This is a genomic window from Flavobacterium sp. WG21 (assembly GCF_000335775.1).
Classification (GTDB): domain Bacteria; phylum Bacteroidota; class Bacteroidia; order Flavobacteriales; family Flavobacteriaceae; genus Flavobacterium; species Flavobacterium tructae.
Genome location: NZ_AMYW01000001.1, coordinates 306615 through 326175, shown reverse-complemented (window position 1 = coordinate 326175; position 19561 = coordinate 306615). Strand labels below are relative to the sequence as shown.

Annotated in this window: 16 protein-coding genes; 7 read left to right on the top strand and 9 right to left on the bottom strand. The window is 35.2% G+C overall.

Annotation, left to right across the window (positions count from 1 at the left end):
- Positions 1-158: 158 nt before the first annotated feature.
- Complete coding sequence (rpe, locus tag C245_RS0101440) at positions 159-821, top strand: ribulose-phosphate 3-epimerase (RefSeq protein ID WP_017494806.1); 663 nt, start codon at positions 159-161, stop codon at positions 819-821.
- Here the strand turns inward: rpe and C245_RS0101435 are convergent.
- Both C245_RS0101435 and C245_RS0101430 read right to left on the bottom strand, forming a co-directional pair.
- Positions 798-1580 carry a DNA/RNA non-specific endonuclease gene (locus C245_RS0101435; protein ID WP_035745998.1) on the bottom strand — a complete coding sequence of 261 codons (783 nt, stop codon included), beginning with the start codon at positions 1578-1580 and terminating at the stop codon, positions 798-800. The genes rpe and C245_RS0101435 overlap by 24 nt on opposite strands.
- A gap of 123 nt (positions 1581-1703) precedes the next feature.
- Positions 1704-3887, bottom strand: a complete 2184-nt coding sequence (locus tag C245_RS0101430) for a carboxy terminal-processing peptidase (protein ID WP_017494804.1) — start codon at positions 3885-3887, stop codon at positions 1704-1706.
- Positions 3888-4088: 201 nt separating this feature from the next.
- Here C245_RS0101430 and surE point away from each other — a divergent pair, with 201 nt between their 5' ends.
- The 5 genes from surE to C245_RS0101405 all read left to right on the top strand — a co-directional run bounded on the left by surE (position 4089) and on the right by C245_RS0101405 (position 8904).
- Positions 4089-4868 carry a 5'/3'-nucleotidase SurE gene (gene surE / locus C245_RS0101425; RefSeq protein ID WP_017494803.1) on the top strand — a complete coding sequence of 260 codons (780 nt, stop codon included), beginning with the start codon at positions 4089-4091 and terminating at the stop codon, positions 4866-4868.
- Positions 4861-5133, top strand: a complete 273-nt coding sequence (locus C245_RS0101420; protein ID WP_017494802.1) for a hypothetical protein — start codon at positions 4861-4863, stop codon at positions 5131-5133. The genes surE and C245_RS0101420 overlap by 8 nt, the downstream gene beginning before the upstream one ends.
- 68 nt (positions 5134-5201) lie before the next feature.
- Positions 5202-6320, top strand: a complete 1119-nt coding sequence (lpxB, locus tag C245_RS0101415) for a lipid-A-disaccharide synthase (RefSeq protein ID WP_017494801.1) — start codon at positions 5202-5204, stop codon at positions 6318-6320.
- Positions 6321-6331: 11 nt separating this feature from the next.
- Complete coding sequence (locus tag C245_RS0101410; protein WP_017494800.1) at positions 6332-6817, top strand: C40 family peptidase; 486 nt, start codon at positions 6332-6334, stop codon at positions 6815-6817.
- Positions 6818-6867: 50 nt separating this feature from the next.
- Positions 6868-8904, top strand: coding sequence for a ComEC/Rec2 family competence protein (locus C245_RS0101405; RefSeq protein ID WP_017494799.1), 2037 nt, complete (start codon positions 6868-6870; stop codon positions 8902-8904).
- Between the two features lie 52 nt (positions 8905-8956).
- Here C245_RS0101405 and C245_RS0101400 read toward each other — a convergent pair whose 3' ends face one another.
- From C245_RS0101400 to C245_RS0101370, 7 genes are all read right to left on the bottom strand, one after another.
- Positions 8957-9403: a hypothetical protein gene (locus C245_RS0101400; RefSeq protein WP_017494798.1), complete on the bottom strand. Its 447-nt coding sequence runs from the start codon at positions 9401-9403 to the stop codon at positions 8957-8959.
- A 269-nt stretch (positions 9404-9672) separates the two neighbouring features.
- On the bottom strand, positions 9673-10125 hold the full coding sequence (locus tag C245_RS0101395; protein WP_017494797.1) for a hypothetical protein: 453 nt from the start codon (positions 10123-10125) through the stop codon (positions 9673-9675).
- Between the two features lie 226 nt (positions 10126-10351).
- A complete protein-coding gene (locus C245_RS0101390) occupies positions 10352-10819 on the bottom strand; it encodes a thioredoxin family protein (protein WP_017494796.1) in 468 nt (155 codons plus the stop codon).
- 53 nt (positions 10820-10872) lie between these two features.
- Positions 10873-12357, bottom strand: a complete 1485-nt coding sequence (locus C245_RS0101385) for a peptide MFS transporter (RefSeq protein ID WP_017494795.1) — start codon at positions 12355-12357, stop codon at positions 10873-10875.
- 14 nt (positions 12358-12371) lie between these two features.
- Positions 12372-14030 (bottom strand): peptide MFS transporter, encoded by a 1659-nt coding sequence (locus C245_RS0101380; RefSeq protein ID WP_017494794.1) that lies wholly within the window; start codon positions 14028-14030, stop codon positions 12372-12374.
- Between the two features lie 79 nt (positions 14031-14109).
- Positions 14110-15786 (bottom strand): peptide MFS transporter, encoded by a 1677-nt coding sequence (locus C245_RS0101375; RefSeq protein ID WP_017494793.1) that lies wholly within the window; start codon positions 15784-15786, stop codon positions 14110-14112.
- A 42-nt stretch (positions 15787-15828) separates the two neighbouring features.
- A complete protein-coding gene (locus tag C245_RS0101370; RefSeq protein ID WP_017494792.1) occupies positions 15829-18000 on the bottom strand; it encodes a S9 family peptidase in 2172 nt (723 codons plus the stop codon).
- Positions 18001-18183: 183 nt separating this feature from the next.
- Here C245_RS0101370 and C245_RS0101365 point away from each other — a divergent pair, with 183 nt between their 5' ends.
- Positions 18184-19500: a hydroxymethylglutaryl-CoA reductase, degradative gene (locus C245_RS0101365; RefSeq protein WP_017494791.1), complete on the top strand. Its 1317-nt coding sequence runs from the start codon at positions 18184-18186 to the stop codon at positions 19498-19500.
- Positions 19501-19561: the final 61 nt, after the last annotated feature.

Sequence of the window (19561 nt, the reverse complement as noted above, 5' to 3'; positions counted from 1 at the left end):
ACTGCAACACCTTTTCAGATCAGACTTTTAAAAAAATACAATGCTTCTTGAATTTATTACTCCAATCAAAACATAAAAACTTTGCATAAATCTTTGCGAGCTTTGCAATTAAAAAAATTAACTTTGCAAAAAAAAACAACACAACACACAACTACACAATGAAGAATACACTTATTGCTCCTTCTGTTCTGGCAGCTGATTTTGCTAATTTGCAACGTGATATCGAAATGATCAACAACAGTCAGGCCGACTGGTTTCATATTGATATTATGGACGGAGTTTTTGTTCCGAATATTTCTTTCGGAATGCCGGTTTTAGAAGCTATTTCGAGACATGCTAAAAAAACGATAGACGTACACCTGATGATTGTTGATCCGGATCGTTACATTAAAACTTTTGCCGATTTAGGCGCCAATATCCTAAGCGTACATTACGAAGCCTGTACACACTTACACAGAACGCTACAAGCCATCAAAGCTGAAGGAATGAAAGCAGGAGTTGCAATTAACCCTCACACTAATATTGATTTATTAGAAGATGTAATCAACGATATTGATTTAGTCTGTATCATGAGCGTAAATCCGGGTTTTGGAGGTCAGTCGTTCATCGAAAATACCTACGCTAAAGTAGAGAAGCTAAAAGCCTTAATTACCCGTAAAAATGCTTCGACCATTATTGAAATTGATGGTGGTGTGACCAGTAAAAATGCCAAGCAATTAGTAGAAGCCGGTGCTGATGTTCTGGTTGCCGGAAGCTTTGTATTTAAAGCCGAAAACCCAACTCAGACCATTGCTGAATTAAAAACTTTGACTACTTTTTAGATTCTTTAAATTGGGAAAGAAATCAATTCCGGTCATTTTCTCAAGAGTCTCAATTGGAACTACAAAATCATAAAGTGATTTGTCACTATCCTTGTTCGGAACTAAAAAAGCAATAGCCTTATGTTCCTTTCCGGTTTTGACCAGGATAATTTTATAAAAATAGCTAGGAACAGATACTTTTTCTGTTCCTATTTTTTTATCCGAATCTTTCAGAATTCCTCCTGTCACTACATAAATGTCATGATACTTTTCAGCCCAATAACGTGTTTTCTGTTCCAGCCTGTTCCAAATTCCACTGTTGAAATCGTGATCTTGTGGTGAAATATTTGAAGTGTAAAAGGTATCGTTATAAGCACTTTCATTAAACTCCATATCTCCCGCAGGACAAAGATGCCCCTTATCATAACCCGACTTTTTATAATTCCTCCAATCTGCGGAACCGGTTGTTACTTTTGGATCTTCAATAAAATAAGGGCGTTTATAATCGGTGTTTTTTAGATATTCTTTCTTTAATTCATAAGCAACCCATTCTGCCTGTTCAAATTTCTCATTGTAGGACAGCGTGTAATAGTCATGTTTTACAATTTGTCGCGTCGTAGAAGTAGGCAAATACGCTGCTGTAAACACTGAATCTGAACTGCTTTGATTCGAAACAAATGGAGTCTGCTCCTGTTCATGTAGTTTTACACTTTCATTAATTTCTTTTTTACAGGATAACAGCACAAATCCTAACAAACTCAAAAGGATATAATTTTTCATCTTTCTTTCTGATATTTTTTTATCTGGTTTCCAACATCTGTAGAATACCGTTAAATCTACAAAAAAACGCTCCAAAAAATACATTTTGGAGCGTTTTCCTAACAAATTAATCCTTTTACAGTATTAAGACTTTACTAATTTATCTCTTTTTATTTTAGTTGTAGCACTGTTTCTTACCACACCTTTTACTTGTAAATCATCTAAAACATTCAATGCTTCTTCTACATAAACATCTTTAGATAATGCCTGATGCCAAGCCTCTCTTTTTTCTTTTAATGTAGCATCACTTTTCATTTCAAGCTCTTCGTAAGGCAATGATTTAAAAACCAAATTGTTTTTGTAATCTGAAATTGGTTTGTATTTTTTACCTTCAGTTTCTACCTGTTCCTGAGTTGCTTTGAAGTTTTTGATGTTTAAACTATACGTATTCTCCTTATTCTTAACATCAATCCATTTCGCATTGTCTTCGATCAATTTAAACTGTGCATTTTGAGCAATTCTGTTTTTACTGCTTTCAATTGCTTTAGTAAAATTTGTATTCGAATGCCATGTGCTATAATCCGCCGGATCTATTTTATCCCAAGGCATAGCATTGTCGATATCGCGTTCTCCCATTTTTAAGTAAGCATAACGATCCGGCATTACCACATCACTATGAACTCCTTCTAACTGAGTAGAACCTCCGTTAATTCTATAGAACTTTTGTCCTGTAATTTTCAAAGCACCTAAATCTCCGTAATTTGCATTACGAACAAATTGATTCAGATCCAGAACATTCTGAACTGTTCCTTTTCCGTAGGTTTGTTTACTACCAATGATAACCCCACGTTTGTAATCCTGAATTGCTGCCGCCAAAATCTCTGAAGCCGAAGCAGAGAAACTGTTTACCATAATTACTAATGGTCCGTCCCACTCCACTTTTTTATCTTTATCGTACAGTACTTCTTTCTTTTTTCCTGCAGATTTCACCTGAACAATTGGTCCTTCTTCGATAAATAAACCTGCAATATCAACAACAGTCGATAAAGATCCTCCTCCATCGTCACGCACATCAAGTACGATACCGTTTATATCTTCTTTTTTAAGTCTTTCTACTTCAAGAGCAATATCTTTTCCGGCATCACGACCGTCTTTATTCTCAAAATCGATATAGAATTTAGGCAGGTAAATTACTCCGTATTTCAATCCGTTTCTTTCTACAATACTGGATTTTGCGTATGTTTCTTCAATTTCAACTACATCTCTGATAATTGAAATGATTTTAATTGTACCGTCTACTTTTTTAACGGTAAGTTTAACTTCTGTTCCTTTGTGTCCTTTGATTTTTTTCACAACATCGTCCAAACGCATTCCCACAACATCTACAGGCTCTTCGTTTCCTTGTGCCACTTTCAGAATTAAATCTCCTGCTTCAAGTTGTTTTCCTTTCCATGCCGGACCTCCTGAAATTAACTCATCAATTTGAGTAAAATCATTTTTCTTAGTCAATCTTGCACCAATACCTTCCAGTTTTCCACTGATATTAACATCGAAACGATCTTTATCTTCAGGCGCAAAATAGCTGGTATGAGGATCAAAACGAGTCATGATTGAATTTACATATACTGAAAACCAATCTTCTTTATTCAAATCTTTAATCAGACTAAAATTGTCATCTAAAGATTTCAGTGAGCTTTCACGTGTTTCTTTTTCCAGAGTTTCAAAAGTTTTCTCCTTATAATTTGGGTCTGTTTTCTTTTTATCCTCTTCTAATTTTTGTTTGGTCACAAGCGAAGAAAGTGTAGATAACTTAATTTGTTTTCTCCATCTTTCGTTGATCTCAGCTGTATTTTTGGCATACGGCAATTTGTCATAATCCGCATTAAAAGTCTCATCAATATCGTAGTTGAAAGGCTGTGCTAAAATTGTCTTATAACGTTTTTTACTTTCTTCCATTCGTTTCATCAATCTTGTATACGTAAGATTGAAGAACGTTAAGTCTTTATTTAAAAACTGATCGTCCAATTGCAATTCATATTGTTTGAATTCGTCAATATCCGATTGCAGGAAGAATCTCTTCGAAGGATCTAATGCTTCGATATAATCTTTAAAAATTCCCTTAGAGAATTCATCATTTATTTCTGCAGGACTATAGTGTCCTTTTTCAATGACAAATGCTAATAATTCTAAAAGTGTTTTATCTCTATTCGGGTCCGGATCTACTGATTTGTCTGCATTTATTTTAAAGGCAAACAACGTCAATGACAAGCATAATACGGCTATAAGTATTTTATAATTTCTTTTCATAAACTTAATAATAGCATTCATCAAATTTTTTAATCTAAGTTACGGTAAAAACTGTGCCAACAAAGCCAAGCCCGCTATAATTTTTTGTTAAAGGTATAAAAATGTTTGACGCGCAAAAATCTTCTTCAAATTAGTTGACAAATTTTGCACTTTTTGTTCGTTTTCTACCGAAATCTGTCACTACATTTGCTTAAACCCCTTATATAACCTTACGATTTTAGCATGAAAAATGAGAAACCCCTAATATTAGTTACGAATGATGATGGTATTTTAGCTCCCGGAATAAGAGCTTTAATCAGTGTGATGGAAACTATTGGCGAAGTCGTAGTAGTAGCTCCGGACAAGCCTCAGAGTGCCATGGGTCATGCCATTACCATAAACAACACCTTGTTTCTTGACAAAATTTCTAAAGAAGAAGATGTGGTAACGGAATATAGCTGCTCAGGAACTCCTGTAGACTGTGTTAAACTGGCCGTTAATGAAATTTTAAAAAGAAAACCGGACTTGTGCGTTTCAGGGATCAATCACGGGTCAAATTCTTCTATAAATGTGATTTATTCCGGTACGATGAGTGCTGCTGTAGAGGCCGGTATCGAAGGGATTCAGGCAATTGGCTTTTCTTTACTGGATTTTGACTGGAATGCCGATTTTGAACCGATCAAATCGTTCGTTAAAAAAATTACTTTGGAAACTCTGGAAAACAAACTCCCTCCGGGTGTGGTTTTAAATGTAAATTTCCCAAAACTAAAAGAAGAAGAAATCAAGGGGGTAAAAATCTGCCGTCAGGCTAAGGCTTACTACTCTCAAAAGTTCGACAAAAGACAGACTCCATTCGGTAAGGATTATTACTGGCTTACCGGAAAATTCACAAACGAAGATCAAGGTGAAGATACTGATGAGTGGGCTTTAGAAAACGGATACATTTCAATTGTTCCGGTACAGTTTGATCTGACCGCTCATCATACCATGCAACAGCTTAATACCTGGAAATTAAATGAATAAAAAAGACATTATCATAGGCTTTGTTATTGGAATTTTCACGGCTTTGCTTGGAAGTTTTTTGTTTGTTTCGTTTTTCACCAAATTTGATTTTTTTACTGGAATTCAAACCATCAGGCAACAAGGATATCTCGGAAAAGTAATCACAATCGGGACCGTTTTAGATCTGGCCGTTTTCGGTATTTTTCTAAAAACGAACCGGGAACTGATGGCCAGAGGTGTTGTTTTGGCAGTCATTGTTCTTGCGATTTCAACTTTGTTTATTTAAATCTTATCTTTGTGCTGCAAAAATTATTTTGCGTTTAAAGTTGGAAACACACTTTCAAAAAAATCAATATGAAGTACTACATAATAGCTGGTGAAGCGTCAGGAGATTTACATGGTTCTAATTTAATGAAAGCACTATATGAGGAAGATCCTCAGGCGGAAATTAGATTTTGGGGCGGTGATTTAATGCAAAAAGCCGGAGGAACTCTGGTAAAACATTACCGCGAACTGGCTTTCATGGGGTTTGTTGAAGTTCTTTTCAATTTAAAAACCATATTAAACAATATTAAAATTTGCAAGAAGGATATCACGGCATTTCAACCTGATGTTTTGATTTTTATAGATTATCCGGGTTTTAATATGCGTATAGCAAAATGGGCCAAAGCTTTACATTATAAAACGCATTATTATATTTCGCCGCAAATCTGGGCCTGGAAAGAGAATCGTATCACGGCAATCAAAAATGATATTGACAAGATGTTTGTGATTTTACCTTTCGAAAAAAGCTTTTACGAGGACAAACATCATTTTCCGGTCGATTTTGTTGGGCATCCTCTGATTGATGCTATTCAGAATCAGCCTTCTTTTGACGAAACAACCTTCAGAAAAGAAAACCAACTGGGAGAGAAACCTATTATTGCGGTGCTACCCGGAAGCCGTCAACAGGAAATTACAAAAATGCTGAGTGTGATGCTAAGTGTGGTGGATGATTTTCAGGATTATGAATTTGTAATTGCCGGTGCTCCAAGTCAGGATTTTGAGTTTTATCAGCAATTCATCAGCAATAAAAACATCAAATTTGTATCGAACAAAACGTATGATTTGTTACGCTCTTCAACCGCAGCTCTGGTAACATCCGGAACAGCTACATTAGAAACGGCTCTTTTTAAAGTGCCCGAAGTAGTCTGCTACAAAGGAAGTGCTATTTCCTATCAAATTGCCAAGCGCATTATCACGCTAAAATATATTTCACTTGTCAATTTAATCATGGATGAAGAAGTGGTTACAGAATTAATTCAGAGTGAATGTAACACGAAACGAATTAAAGAAGAATTACAAAAATTACTGACTTCTGACTATCGTGAAAAATTATTAAAGAATTATGACATCTTAGAGCAAAAACTGGGAGGTGTCGGAGCCAGTAAAAAAACCGCAAAGCTTATTGTAGCTGATTTAAAACACGTTTAAAACTTCTTGCTTTGAAAAGAATCTATTATTTAATACTCATCACTGTCCTTTTTGCTTCCTGTAAATCGGCTTCAACTGCGGTGGGCAACAAAGAATCAAAGCGGGAAAACAGATATACGGTTACGCATTTAATCGAACACGCAACAGACAATATTGGGGTGCGATACAAAGCCGGAGGCACCACCAAAAGTGGCTACGACTGCTCCGGATTAGTGTTTACCACTTTTGAGTCGGAAAATATAAAACTACCCCGAAACTCTTTTGAGCAGGCTAAGGTGGGAAGAATCATTAAATTTAATGACGCCCAAAAAGGGGATTTAATTTTCTTCAAAACAAACAGAAGCAAACAGATCAATCATGTTGGGCTTATCGTAGAAGTAAAATCAGACGAGATCAAATTTGTGCATTCTTCTACCTCAAAGGGAGTCATTATTTCATCTACTAAAGAACCTTATTATCAAAATTCATTTGCTCAAATCAACAGGGTACTAGAATAACTACATAAAATATATCTTTTTTCTTACAAATAATTTAATACTTTTGACTCATGAAAGTATTAGATTTTCCTTTAACTAAAATTACCATTTGGTTTAGCTGTGGTATTTTGGTTGCTTATTATTACCCGTCAAAATTCTCAGTAGTAACTTCCATTTTTATTCTTGGTTTTACTGCTTTTTTACTAGTTTACACTTCCCTTCAAAAGAATAACAAGCGAAGTATCTATTTTGGAATAAGTATCTCTTTCATTTCTTTCCTTATTGGCATTGCAACACTTTTACTGCATACAGAATCGCTGCAAGAATCCAACTATACCCATTGTAAAGAAGTTTTTAGCTCTCCTCAAACGATAACTTTTGTGGTACGCGAAAAACTAAAAAGCAACACATACAGCGACCGCTACTATGTGCAGGTAAAGAAAATCAACAACAGGAATTACTCCGGAAAAATTCTTGTAAATGTAGAAAAGGACAGTGCCGAAAATCCAATTATTATTGGAAACATAATAAAAGTCAAAACCATTTTACAACGTACTAGCGCGAATAAAAACCCAAATCAGTTTGACTACCAAAAATACCTTTCAGATAAACAGATTTATGGTCAGTTGTACCTCAATAAAACAGAAATCGCGGTTAATAAAAAACTTCAAAAAGACATCTGGTATTACTGCGGACGTTTACACTCCAGAATTTATAATAATCTGAAAAAAACAGGTTTTCGTCAAACGGAAATGAACGTTGCACTTGCTCTTATATTGGGACAGCGACAAGAAATTTCAAATGATTTGATTCAGGATTATCAGTTCTCAGGGGCTACGCACATTCTGTCGGTTTCCGGTCTTCATGTTGGTTTTATCATGCTGTTCATTAGTTTTATTTTAAAACCTGTTCCCAACACACGAAAGGGCTCTTTATTAAAATTGATTTCAATACTGTTATCTCTCGCACTTTTTGCCGTAATCTCAGGATTATCTCCGTCGGTACTTCGTTCTGTTGTCATGTTTTCTTTTCTTGCTGTTGGCAGCCATCTGAGAAGAACAGGAAGTACGTATCATACTTTACTTGTCTCTTTGTTTTTAATCCTACTCTTCGAGCCTTACTTTTTGTTTGATGTTGGTTTTCAGTTAAGTTATCTTGCTTTGTTTTTCATTCTTTGGCTACAGCCTCTCTTAAACAGTATCTGGTCTCCGAAGCTGAAGATCACAAAATTTCTTTGGAATGCACTAACCGTTTCTTTCGCTGCCCAAATAGGCACATTACCTTTATGCTTGTATTACTTTCACCAGTTTCCGGGATTATTTTTTGTTACCAATATTGTTATGATCCCAATATTATCTTTTATCATGATTGCCGGGATCCTAGTATTGCTTATTGCTGTTTTTTGTCCTCCTCCAATGGTCCTCACTGCGATATTTGAAAAAAGTATTTTCTTCTTAAACTATACCATCCATTATATTGCATCACTCGAGTGGTTTGTTATTCGCAACATTAGCTTCAACTTTTGTCTTCTTATCTCCTCTTACTTTCTAATTATTTCTGCTATAATCTGGGGTAAGAAAAAAAATTACAATACAACTTTCGCTGCATTGATTTCAATTATAGCATTTCAGATTTCTATGATTTATACCAAGAGAGAAACCACAACCAAACGTGAAATGATCGTTTTTCACACAAAAAACAACTCTATAATTTCTCAGAAAAATGGAGGTCGTATCAAAGTGTTTTCAAATGATACTCTTTTACTTCAATCCCCAAAAGCTACTCTTCTAAGTTCTTATCTGTCGAGTGATTTTAGCCAATTAAGCGCTACTGTCAGCATCAAAAACCTGCTATATTTTAATGGAAAAAAGATCTTAGTGATTGACAGTTCCGGAGTTTATAAAATCAGCTCTCCACCTGACATAGTATTGTTGATTCAATCCCCGAAAATCAATTTAGACCGCGTTCTGAAAGAACTGCATCCTAAAATTATAATTGCAGATGCATCAAATTCTTACTCTATTCAAAAAATCTGGAAAAGCAGTTGCCGTAAGAAAAACATCCCTTTTCATGCCACAGCCGAAAAGGGATTTTATTCTTTAAACTAATAAATCAAACTTAGTCCGAAAAGACAAAATAGTTCGTTTAATTCTACAAGATTCAGGGATTCAGAATTAAATTTGCATCTGCAATCCAAGCTTTTGCGCCACCTTGCTTGTACGGAACCAAACCTAAGTTATTAAAAGTAGTTTTGCCTTTTCTGACGGAAGCCATTAAAAGACATACTTGCGGAAGTTCCTGAATGCCTAAAGCGTTTTTTAACTTGACATTTTGCTCCTTTACCATATCAGATGCTTCTGTATCTGACATATCCAGTTTTACCAAAATGACATTATCACGCGACCATACTGCAAAGTCAGGTGTAACAAAAATTTCACTCTGGATTCTCTGCGAAACTCCGGCAGCAGTGAAAAAAATTAATAAGGGCCGTTTTTGTGAATCACTCGCCATTATAGCATCATTCATATCTGTTTTCCAAATCAAATTTTGCGAATGCAGGCCAAACGAACCTAAAAAAAGTAATAAAATAAGTAATTTTCGGTTCATACTAAATTGGTTTTTTAAGTAGGTTAATGCGACTAAATTAACATAATATCTTCACCAAACAAGTGAAAATCAAATAAAATGAGTTAAAAAAGCAACATAAATTCAAATTCATTAATAAAGTCTTGGATTTTTAAGAAAATAAAAAATATACCCTTTTAAATAACAAAACCATTGATTATCCGGATAAACCGTTCAAAAAAAAATCCCTTCTCACTCAAGAGCAAAAAGGGAATCTACAAATTAAACTAAGAAACTTAATTTAAATCTTACTACTCACCTGAATGCAAAATTGCATTTGACTCCGCGATCCAGGCTTTTGCACCACCTGGTTTATACGCAATTTTACCTAAAGCGCTAAATGTGGTTTTATTTTTTCTAATCGAAGCACTTGCAAAACAAACTTCAGGCAAGTCCTCCACTCCAAAAGCATTTTTCAATTTGAGCTTTTGTTCTCTATCACTTTCATCCGCTGTACTGTCAGACAAATCAAGTTTTACAAGAATAACGTTGTCACGGGACCAAACCGCAAAGTCTGGAGTTTTAAAAATTTCGTTCTGAAGATTTTCCGGCACACCTGAGGCAGTGAATAAAATTAGCATTGGTTTTTTCTGTTCATTACTAAGCGCAATAGCATCCGTCATATTTGTTTTCCAAACTAAATTCTGCGCCTGCATAAAAATTGAACCTAAAAAAAACAGTAGGATAAGTATTTTTTTGGTCATATTAAATTGGTTTTTGGTTAGAATATTAAGACGAAATTAACATAATATTTTAATTTTCCAATTTTTATTAATACAAAAAATATATTATGTATTTTTTTAACCAAAATAAATTACAAAATACACAATAAGTGTAAAATTTAGTTATTGCTTTTTCTTACGAAACAAAAAAACTCCTTACCAAAAGGCAAGGAGTTTTTCTAACTATAATTGTAATTTAATGTTTACGCTACGATTTTTTAGGATGTACAATTCCTTCAGCAACTGTTAACCAGGCAGTCGGACCACCCGCAACATATCCTGTCTGCCCCAATCCTTTAAAATTCACTTTCCCGTCTTTTGACTCTGCGCTTGTGAAATAAATAGTTGGGAATCCCTGAATTCCAAATGCCTGCTGTAATTCATTATTCTGATTCTTAAGCTCTGGTGTCTGAGGCGTTCTTCTTGGATAATCAAGCTCAACCAACACTACATTCTCGGTCGCCCATTTTTTGAATTCAGCGGTTTTTAAAACCTCATTCTGCAAACGAATACACCACCCACACCAGTCACTTCCGGTAAAAAACATTAACAGAGGTTTTTTCTCTTTATTACTAACAGTGATCGCTTCTTTAACATCCGTATACCATTTTAACTCTTGTGCCTGCGTTACAAATGCTCCCGCTAAAAAAAGCGTTATTAAAAATATTTTTTTCATATCCTTTTATTTTACACACAAATTTAAACAAAAAAAGAATCGTAAAATGTCGTCTATTTTACTTCTTGCATTAATTTCCTAATAATTGGCGAAATTGCTAATAATATCAAGCCCGCAACTAGCGAATAAATAGCCAGTTGATAGTAACCTTCTGTATACGATTGTAATTTAGAAATCAAGGTGTCGCCAGTATTTGATCTGGAAATCTCGGCCCCCAGTTTACCCGCAGCCAACTGTCCAAAAGCACTTGCCAGGAACCACAACCCCATCATCATTCCGAATAATCTTTTTGGAGATAATTTGGTAATGATTGACATTCCAATTGGCCCCAGACAAAGTTCCCCAATAGTGGTTATCAGATAAGCAAACGTAAAGACATTCAATGAAGCAATTCCGTTAGCATCAGCAAAGAATTTGGTCAGATAGAAGATGTAAAAGGAAGCTGCCAGGAATAAAAACCCAATTCCGAATTTAATCAAAGTATTTGGTTCAATTTTCCGTTTCCCTAACCAAATCCACAACAAACCAATAAGCGGACTTAAAACTACTACAAAAAAAGTATTCGAACTGTTGTTCACAACGTTGGGATCAATTGTAAAAAACAACAATTTATTATTCAAATTATCTTTTGCAAAAAGCGATAACGATCCACCACTTTGTTCGTAAATAGAATTGAACAGGAAATAGAAAAATACAAACAGAAAAGCAGCAAAAAGCTTCTTTTGCAATTTAGGATCTCCCAGTTTAAACAATTCATAAGCAAAATACAAAACAGCAACTGTACCAATAGTATACATAAAATAATCCGTATACTTCGTATTCTTAACCATTATAAAAATAAAAGGCAAACTCAAAATAGACACAGCATATACGGCTATCTCACGAATTCGTCTCTTTTGTGGTGTTAAATTCAATAACGGAGAATCACCAATTGGTCCTAAATATTTTTTAGTAAACAAGAAGGTGATCAACCCTAAAAACATTACAATTGCAGCGGATAAAAAGCACAATTGCCAAGAATAAAACTTCCCTAAATACACACACAAAGCACCACCAAAAAGTCCGCCAACATTTATACCGGCATAAAACATCCCATAACCTGCATCTCTTCGACCATCATCTTCATGATACAATTCTCCGACCATCGAGGAAACATTGGGTTTAAAAAAACCTGTCCCAATAATAGAAAAAGCAATTCCGTAATAAAAGAAATCATGAGGCGCAATAGCGATCAAAAGGTTCCCCAGAATCATGACGATTCCTCCAAAAAACAACGATTTTTTAAACCCTAATACTTTATCGGCAAAAATACCTCCAATAAAAGTAAAAGCATATACAAAAGCCTGAATAGCACCATACTGCTCGCTGGCATGATCTTCTTTCAAGAAAAGCTGATCGACCATAAAAATAACCAAAACCCCACGCATTCCGTAAAAGCAAAAACGCTCCCACATTTCGACAAAAAACAAATACCATAATTGTTTCGGATAATTGCCTTTAAAATTTTGAATTTCTTCTAAAGTGATTTTTTGCTCCATTTATTTATAAATAATTAATTAATTCCTCTCTCTTTCATCACTTTGTTAAGTTGCTTTACTAAAGCAAACATCAATATTGTCGCAAACATTAACAGCGCAAAATTTACCCAAAAAAAGTTGACTTTATTGTCGTAGCTATCCCACATACTGGCTAAAACACCACTTAGTTTATTCCCTATAGAAGTTGACAGAAACCAGCCTCCCATCATTAAAGAAGTGATGTTAACAGGACTTAATTTGGAAACTACTGATAATCCCATGGGACTCAAAAACAATTCACCAATTGTTATAATACCATAATTCGCTACTAACCACCATGCACTAACTTTCTCTGTACCGTTACCCCCAATTTTTACAGCAGCTATCATAACCAAAACAGACAGCGCCGAAATCAGCAAACCGAAAGCAATCTTTGTAGGTGTTGAAGGTTCTTTTTTACGCATTCGTAAAAAAGAGAAAAATGCAACGACCAAAGGAGTTAATATAACGACCCAGCCCGGGTTGATAGACTGACTTAAATTTGTTGCCCAAAGATGAACCTTAGCACCTTCTGCCGGTAATTTATCCGGAGCAACATTTCTAAAATATAAAGGATAATTGACTTCTTTCTTAACCACTCCGTTTACTTTTTGCAAACGAAACTGATCGTCGTATAGTTCCGTAGAGTCCTTTTTATATTCGACCTCTTTTGCCAGTTTTAGCTTTGCAATTACCTTACCTGATGTTCCAGTTACCTCTCTGTCAGTATATCGATCTGCCCAGGTAGTAAGCGCCGAGCCATTAAGCTTAAAGACTGCCCAAAATAAAATCACTACTCCAAAAATAGCCAATAAAGCTCCTATTGATCGCTTATCTTCTGTTTTTGCTTTAAAATAAAGCGAACCGTAAAAGAGGACTATTGGAATACATGCAAAAATGAAAGCGTCTGTACTGTCTGAACCAAATATAGAACTATTCACATTAGCATCGGAAGCTACTCCTTTTATCAACCAGCCAATTGCTCCAAAAACAAAAGAGGGCAATAAAATAAACAGTATAATTTTATAAAAAGGCATATCTCCTTCCTGCACTCCTTTTTTCTGGTCGTGTCCCACATAATGCTTCGTACCCAACAAAAACACAATAACACCTATAAACATTCCGACACCGGCAGCCATAAAAGCCCAATGCCATCCCAAAAGGATTTGCAAAGCAGCTCCAAAGAAATTACAGATAAAGCCTCCAACATTAATCCCCATATAGAAAATATTGTAGCCTTCATCTTTTTTATCTTTATACTCTTCTTTAGAATAAAAACTGCCCAGTAATGTAGAAATATTGGGTTTAAAAAAACCATTTCCAACAATTATCAAAGTCATGGCGATATAAAGCATGGTCAAATCATGCACTCCAATTAAGAAGTAACCAACCCCCATTAAAATTCCGCCAAGGATGATTGATTTTCTATATCCTAAATACCGATCGGCAATTAGTCCGCCAATAAACGGCGTCAGAAAAACCAAAGCAATAAAAGTCCCGTATAAATCAGAAGCCTCTTTCTCGGTCATAGCAAAACCGCTCTTTACATCTTTCAGATATAAAGTAAAAATTCCGATCATTAAATAATAACCAAAACGTTCCCACATTTCAGACAGAAACAGGAATGGCAATGCTTTTGGGTGTTTTTTCCACATAACTATAAAGTCTTTAAAATTAAAATTACCTACAAGCCTAAACCTGTAGGTAATTTTTTATATATGATTACGATTTATGTTATCTAACACCATGCATCATTCTTTTCAGAAATGGAGTCAAAGCAAATAAAATAATTGCAGCAATACCTGTTAAAACAACAAATACCATGAAGAATTCGTATAAGTTATGAATTTCGAATCCGGCAAAGAAGTGGTTATGTGCACTAATTTGGTGGTGCTCTAATAAAGCTAATTGTTCAGCTGTTGGTGTAACTTTGTTGTCTAAAACTGCCTGAAGGTCAATTCCTAATTCTTTTGCTTTTGCAAATTTGTCTCCGGTTGCCGGTAAGATTGAACCTAAAGTTCCTCCTAAAGCATAACCTGAAGCATTTGACAAGAAGAATACTCCGTACAATAACGAAGCAAAACGTTTTGGAGAAAGTTTACCCACCAATGACAAACCAATTGGAGACAAACATAATTCAGCACATGTATTTAAGAAATATAATAAAATAAGCCATTTTACCAATAACAACCCTGATGTTCCGATATAAGAAACCTGAGTCGCAATCATAAAGAAACTAACTGAAATTACCACTAAACCAACGGCTAATTTTACCGGTGAAATTGGTTCTTTACCTTTAGCTCTCAAAGTATCCCAAAGGACACTAAACGGCACTGCTAATAATACTACGAATAGTCCGTTAAAAATCTGAACCATTGACGGAGGCATTTGCCATCCGAAGAAATTTCTATCCGTTTGGTTGTCTGCAATAAAAGTCAATGACGAACCTGCCTGCTCAAAAGCTGCCCAGAAGAAAATAATAAAGAAAGAAACGATGTAAATTACAATAATTCTGTCTCTCTCTACTTTAGTCAAAGAAGTATCCGAAATAATTAATCCGGCCAATGACAAACCACTGGAATAAATCAAAGTATAGATCAAGTTCTGACCTACCACATAATGGAAAAAGAATCCCAAAGCGACAAAAGCGATTCCGGCAATTGTTAAAGCTTTACTTGAGAAATTAGCTTTCTGAGCTTCTCCTTCTTCAAAATCAGAGGCGTCATTTTTAGAAGGTAAACCTCCTAATGGCTTTCCTTCAGGAGAAACCACATATTTATTTTTCAGGAAGTAAAAAAGAATTGTTCCGATAAACATTGCAGCAGAAGCAGCAAGGAATCCCCATCTAAAAGCGTGGATATCTCTAACTCCACCAGCATCTTTAACATCTCCTAACAAAGGGCAAATAGACTGACCTAAAAAAGCACCAATATTGATACCCATATAAAAAATAGTAAAAGCACTATCTAATTTTGTCTTTTCCTGTTTAGGATACAAACTTCCTACCATACTTGAAATGTTTGGCTTGAAGAATCCGTTACCGAATACGATAACTCCTAATGCAGTGTACATAATAATCGTAGCAAACGCTCTGTTACCTTCAAACACACTACCACTGGTAAACAGCAACAATTGTCCGATTGCCATAAGCAACCCTCCTAAGATGATACAATTTCTGTTTCCTAAGAAACGATCGGCAACAAAACCTCCCAACATTGGCGTTAAATAACAAAGCCCAAGGAAACCTCCGTAAATCAAAGAAGCCTCTTCTTCCTTCATCAACAATGAATTTACAAGAAATAAAGTTAATAAAGCTCGCATTCCATAAAAGTTGAACCGCTCCCACATCTCCGTTCCGAATAATACCCAAAGTCCTTTTGGATGCGCTGTTTTTACCTGAGTTTCTCCCATATTCTTTATTATTTATTTAAGGTTTTTAGTTTTGTTTTATAATTATAAATTTTCTTTGATGAAGTTAGTCATTTTGTTGTATAGCTGAATTCTGGTCTTTCCTCCATAAATACCATGATTTTTGTCCGGATAGATTTGAGAATCAAATTGTTTATTGGCCTGAATCAATGCTTCCATCATTTGCATGGAGTTTTGCACGTGTACGTTATCATCTGCTGATCCGTGAATCAATAAAAACTTACCTTTTAGTTTGTCAACGTGATTTATTGGAGAGTTCTGATCGTACCCGCTTGCATTTTCCTGAGGAGTCTGCATGTATCTTTCCGTGTAAACGCTGTCATAAAAACGCCAGTTGGTTACCGGAGCAACAGCAATAGCCATTTTGAAAACATCATTCCCTTGGAAGATACAATTTGAAGCCATAAATCCTCCAAAACTCCAACCAAATATTCCAATTCTTGAAGCATCCACATACGGATATGCTCCAATTACTTTTGCGGCGTCAATCTGATCTTCTACTTCGTATTTTCCTAATTCTTTTTGAGTAACTTTTTTGAAATCTGCCCCTTTAAAACCAGTTCCTCTACCGTCAACACAAACCACAATATAACCTTGTTGTGTTAGGGATGCAAACCAATAGTCGTCTGAATTATTCCAATCGTTGTTTACCTGCTGAGAACCAGGCCCGGAATACTGGTACATGAAAACCGGATATTTTTTTGAAGAATCAAAGTCTTTAGGTTTTAAAATCCACGCATTAAGTTCATTGCCTTTAGCTGTTTTTAAAACAAAAAATTCTTTTGTTGGTAAATTGTAAGCTGTTAATTTAGCAGAAAGTGCCTGATTGTTTTCGATAACCTGAATTTCTTTTCCTGTTTTCGCCTCGTTTAAAGTATAAGTAGTAGGCTGTGTACTGCTTGAGAAAGTATTGATAAAAAACTGAAAGTTTGGACTAAAAGTTGCCGCACTTGTTCCTGTATTTTTAGACAAACGAATTTTATTTTTTCCGTCTAAAGCAATACGATAAATATCTCTGTTGATTGAACCATTTTCTGTAGACTGATAGAAAATTGTTTTATTTTTTTCATCGAAACCGTAGTAAGACACTACTTCCCAGTTTCCTTTTGTAACCTGATTTTTAAGTTTTCCGTTTTTATCATATAAGTAAATATGATTAAACCCGTCTTTTTCGCTGGTCCAGATAAAGCTATTGTCTTTTAAGAAGGTCAAATTATCGGTAACATCCACATAAGCCTTGTCTTTTTCATTCAAAACTACTTTTGTTGCAGCAGTAGTTCCATCTACAAACAACAAATCCAGATTGTCCTGATGACGGTTTAAAACCTGAGCAGATAATACATTGTTATCATTTGTCCATTGTAATCTTGCAATATAAAAGTCATTGTAGTTTCCTAAATCAACTTTTTTACCTGCATTACTCACTGCATCATAAATGTGTAAAGATACTACTGAGTTTTTTTCTCCTGCCTTAGGATATTTAAACGTTTCAATTGTTGGATATAAATCTTTTTGAAAGATTGACATCGAAAATTCCGGAACAGCACTTTCATCAAAACGGATGTAAGCTAATTTTTTACTGTCTTTACTCCAGTCAAAGGCACGAACAAAGGAGAACTCTTCTTCATAAACCCAGTCCGTGATACCGTTAATAACAGCATTTTTCTTTCCGTCGGTAGTAACTGCTGTTGATTTTTTCGAAGCCAGATCATACACATACAAGTTATTCTCTTTTGCGTATGCGATTTTAGTTCCGTCCGGAGAAAAAGTTGGCTCCTGAATCTGAAAATCAAATAATTTGCTTAACGTTTTTGTGGTGATATCGTATAAGAAGTAATCTGCTGTAAACGAGTGACGGAAAATTTGTTTGCTGTTACAGGCAATTAAAATCTTTTTCTCTGAGGCATCAAAAGTATAACTGTCAATTCCTTCAGCAAGATCTGCATGATTCTTTGTATCGATTAAATTGGCTACTTTTTTTAGTGTTGCAAAATCGTACAAATCAATCTGCATGCTTCGGCTGGCCTGATCTACATTTAGTACCGTATATTGGTCTGTATTTTTTAACGATTGCAGTTCATCCATTCCTTTTGCCCGAAATGCTCCGCTATAAATATTTTCGACAGTAATTTTTTGCTGACCAAAAATAGTGGTCACTAAAAATAAAAATATAACAGTAATTTTACCTGTATTCATTAGAATTATTTTAAATATAAAAAAAGAGCCCAATTTTAATAAAAAAAATGAACATAATACCCATTTTAATTGTTAAATGTTAAAAAAAATAACGATTGCGTAGTTTTCAATTTTCAAATACATTGCAAACAAAAGTCTTAAAATAGTATCTTTGCCGCAACTTTATTATTTAAAATACTGAGAATGAACAACGCCGTTGCCGGATTTTCGAAATTATCCAAAAAAGAAAAAATAAACTGGATTGCCAATACCTATTTTTCAAGCCCTGAAGAAGCCCTTTCTATTATAAGAAATTACTGGAATACAGACGAAAAGCTACAGCAATTGCACGATGAATTCATCGAAAACACCATTACAAACCTTTACATCCCGTTAGGAGTAGCGCCAAATTTCCTAATCAACGGAAAATATACCACAATTCCGATGGCAATTGAGGAAAGTTCGGTAGTAGCCGCAGCATCAAAAGCAGCAAAATACTGGTCGACCAGAGGTGGTTTTAAAGCAACGGTTATGGCTACCGAAAAAATAGGTCAGGTACATTTTACCTTCAACGGAGATGCTGAAAAACTGCAGTCTTTTTTCAATCAGATTAAACCTAAATTCTTCACCGACACGCAAAGCATTACTAAAAACATGCAACAACGCGGCGGCGGAATTTTAGACATAAAACTAAAAGACAAAAGAAGTCTTCTGGAAAATTATTTTCAGCTTCACGCTACTTTTGAAACCAAAGACAGCATGGGAGCGAATTTCATCAACTCATGTCTGGAGCAATTTGCGACTACATTAAAAGATGAATTTCACCATTCTGATTTGTTTTCGGAAGATGAGACTCTAAAAGTAATTATGAGTATTTTGTCTAATTATGTACCAAATTGTATTGTTAGAGCAGAAGTTTCCTGCCCTATCGAAGATTTAACAGAAAAACACATTCCGAATCCGCAAGAGTTTGCCGAACGTTTTGTACAGGCGGTTCAAATTGCCGAGGTAGAACCTTTCAGAGCTGTTACTCACAATAAAGGAATTATGAACGGTATTGACGCTGTAATTCTGGCCACCGGAAATGATTTTAGAGCAGTCGAAGCCGGAGTTCACGCTTATGCTTCTAAAAATGGTCAATATTCAAGTTTATCTCATGCTAAAATAGAAGACGGCATTTTTACGTTCTGGCTTGAAATTCCTTTAGCACTGGGAACGGTAGGCGGATTGACTTCTTTGCATCCACTGGTAAAACTATGTTTTGATATTCTTGAAAAACCTTCTGCAAAAGAATTAATGGAAATTGTTGCAGTTGCCGGTCTCGCACAAAACTTTGCTGCCTTACGTTCCTTAACTACTACCGGAATCCAGGAGGGACACATGAAGATGCACCTGAACAATATTATCAATCAATTTGAAGCAACTGAAGAAGAACGTCATTTAATTAAAACTCACTTCAAGAAAAGCGCCGTTTCGCATAGTGCTGTGGTCGAGTTTATTGAAAATTTAAGAAAAAAGTAAAAAATTTAAATTCCAAACTTCAAATTCCAAGTTCCAAGGTTAATTGGAATTTGGAATTTAT

Bases quoted from the DNA above. Each gene is read 5' to 3' on its own strand.
- rpe (WP_017494806.1), top strand. From the start codon at position 159: ATGAAGAATACACTTATTGCTCCTTCTGTTCTGGCAGCTGATTTTGCT.
- C245_RS0101435 (WP_035745998.1), bottom strand. From the start codon at position 1,580: ATGAAAAATTATATCCTTTTGAGTTTGTTAGGATTTGTGCTGTTATCC.
- C245_RS0101430 (WP_017494804.1), bottom strand. From the start codon at position 3,887: ATGAATGCTATTATTAAGTTTATGAAAAGAAATTATAAAATACTTATA.
- surE (WP_017494803.1), top strand. From the start codon at position 4,089: ATGAAAAATGAGAAACCCCTAATATTAGTTACGAATGATGATGGTATT.
- C245_RS0101420 (WP_017494802.1), top strand. From the start codon at position 4,861: ATGAATAAAAAAGACATTATCATAGGCTTTGTTATTGGAATTTTCACG.
- lpxB (WP_017494801.1), top strand. From the start codon at position 5,202: ATGAAGTACTACATAATAGCTGGTGAAGCGTCAGGAGATTTACATGGT.
- C245_RS0101405 (WP_017494799.1), top strand. From the start codon at position 6,868: ATGAAAGTATTAGATTTTCCTTTAACTAAAATTACCATTTGGTTTAGC.
- C245_RS0101400 (WP_017494798.1), bottom strand. From the start codon at position 9,403: ATGAACCGAAAATTACTTATTTTATTACTTTTTTTAGGTTCGTTTGGC.
- C245_RS0101395 (WP_017494797.1), bottom strand. From the start codon at position 10,125: ATGACCAAAAAAATACTTATCCTACTGTTTTTTTTAGGTTCAATTTTT.
- C245_RS0101390 (WP_017494796.1), bottom strand. From the start codon at position 10,819: ATGAAAAAAATATTTTTAATAACGCTTTTTTTAGCGGGAGCATTTGTA.
- C245_RS0101385 (WP_017494795.1), bottom strand. From the start codon at position 12,357: ATGGAGCAAAAAATCACTTTAGAAGAAATTCAAAATTTTAAAGGCAAT.
- C245_RS0101380 (WP_017494794.1), bottom strand. From the start codon at position 14,030: ATGTGGAAAAAACACCCAAAAGCATTGCCATTCCTGTTTCTGTCTGAA.
- C245_RS0101375 (WP_017494793.1), bottom strand. From the start codon at position 15,786: ATGGGAGAAACTCAGGTAAAAACAGCGCATCCAAAAGGACTTTGGGTA.
- C245_RS0101370 (WP_017494792.1), bottom strand. From the start codon at position 18,000: ATGAATACAGGTAAAATTACTGTTATATTTTTATTTTTAGTGACCACT.
- C245_RS0101365 (WP_017494791.1), top strand. From the start codon at position 18,184: ATGAACAACGCCGTTGCCGGATTTTCGAAATTATCCAAAAAAGAAAAA.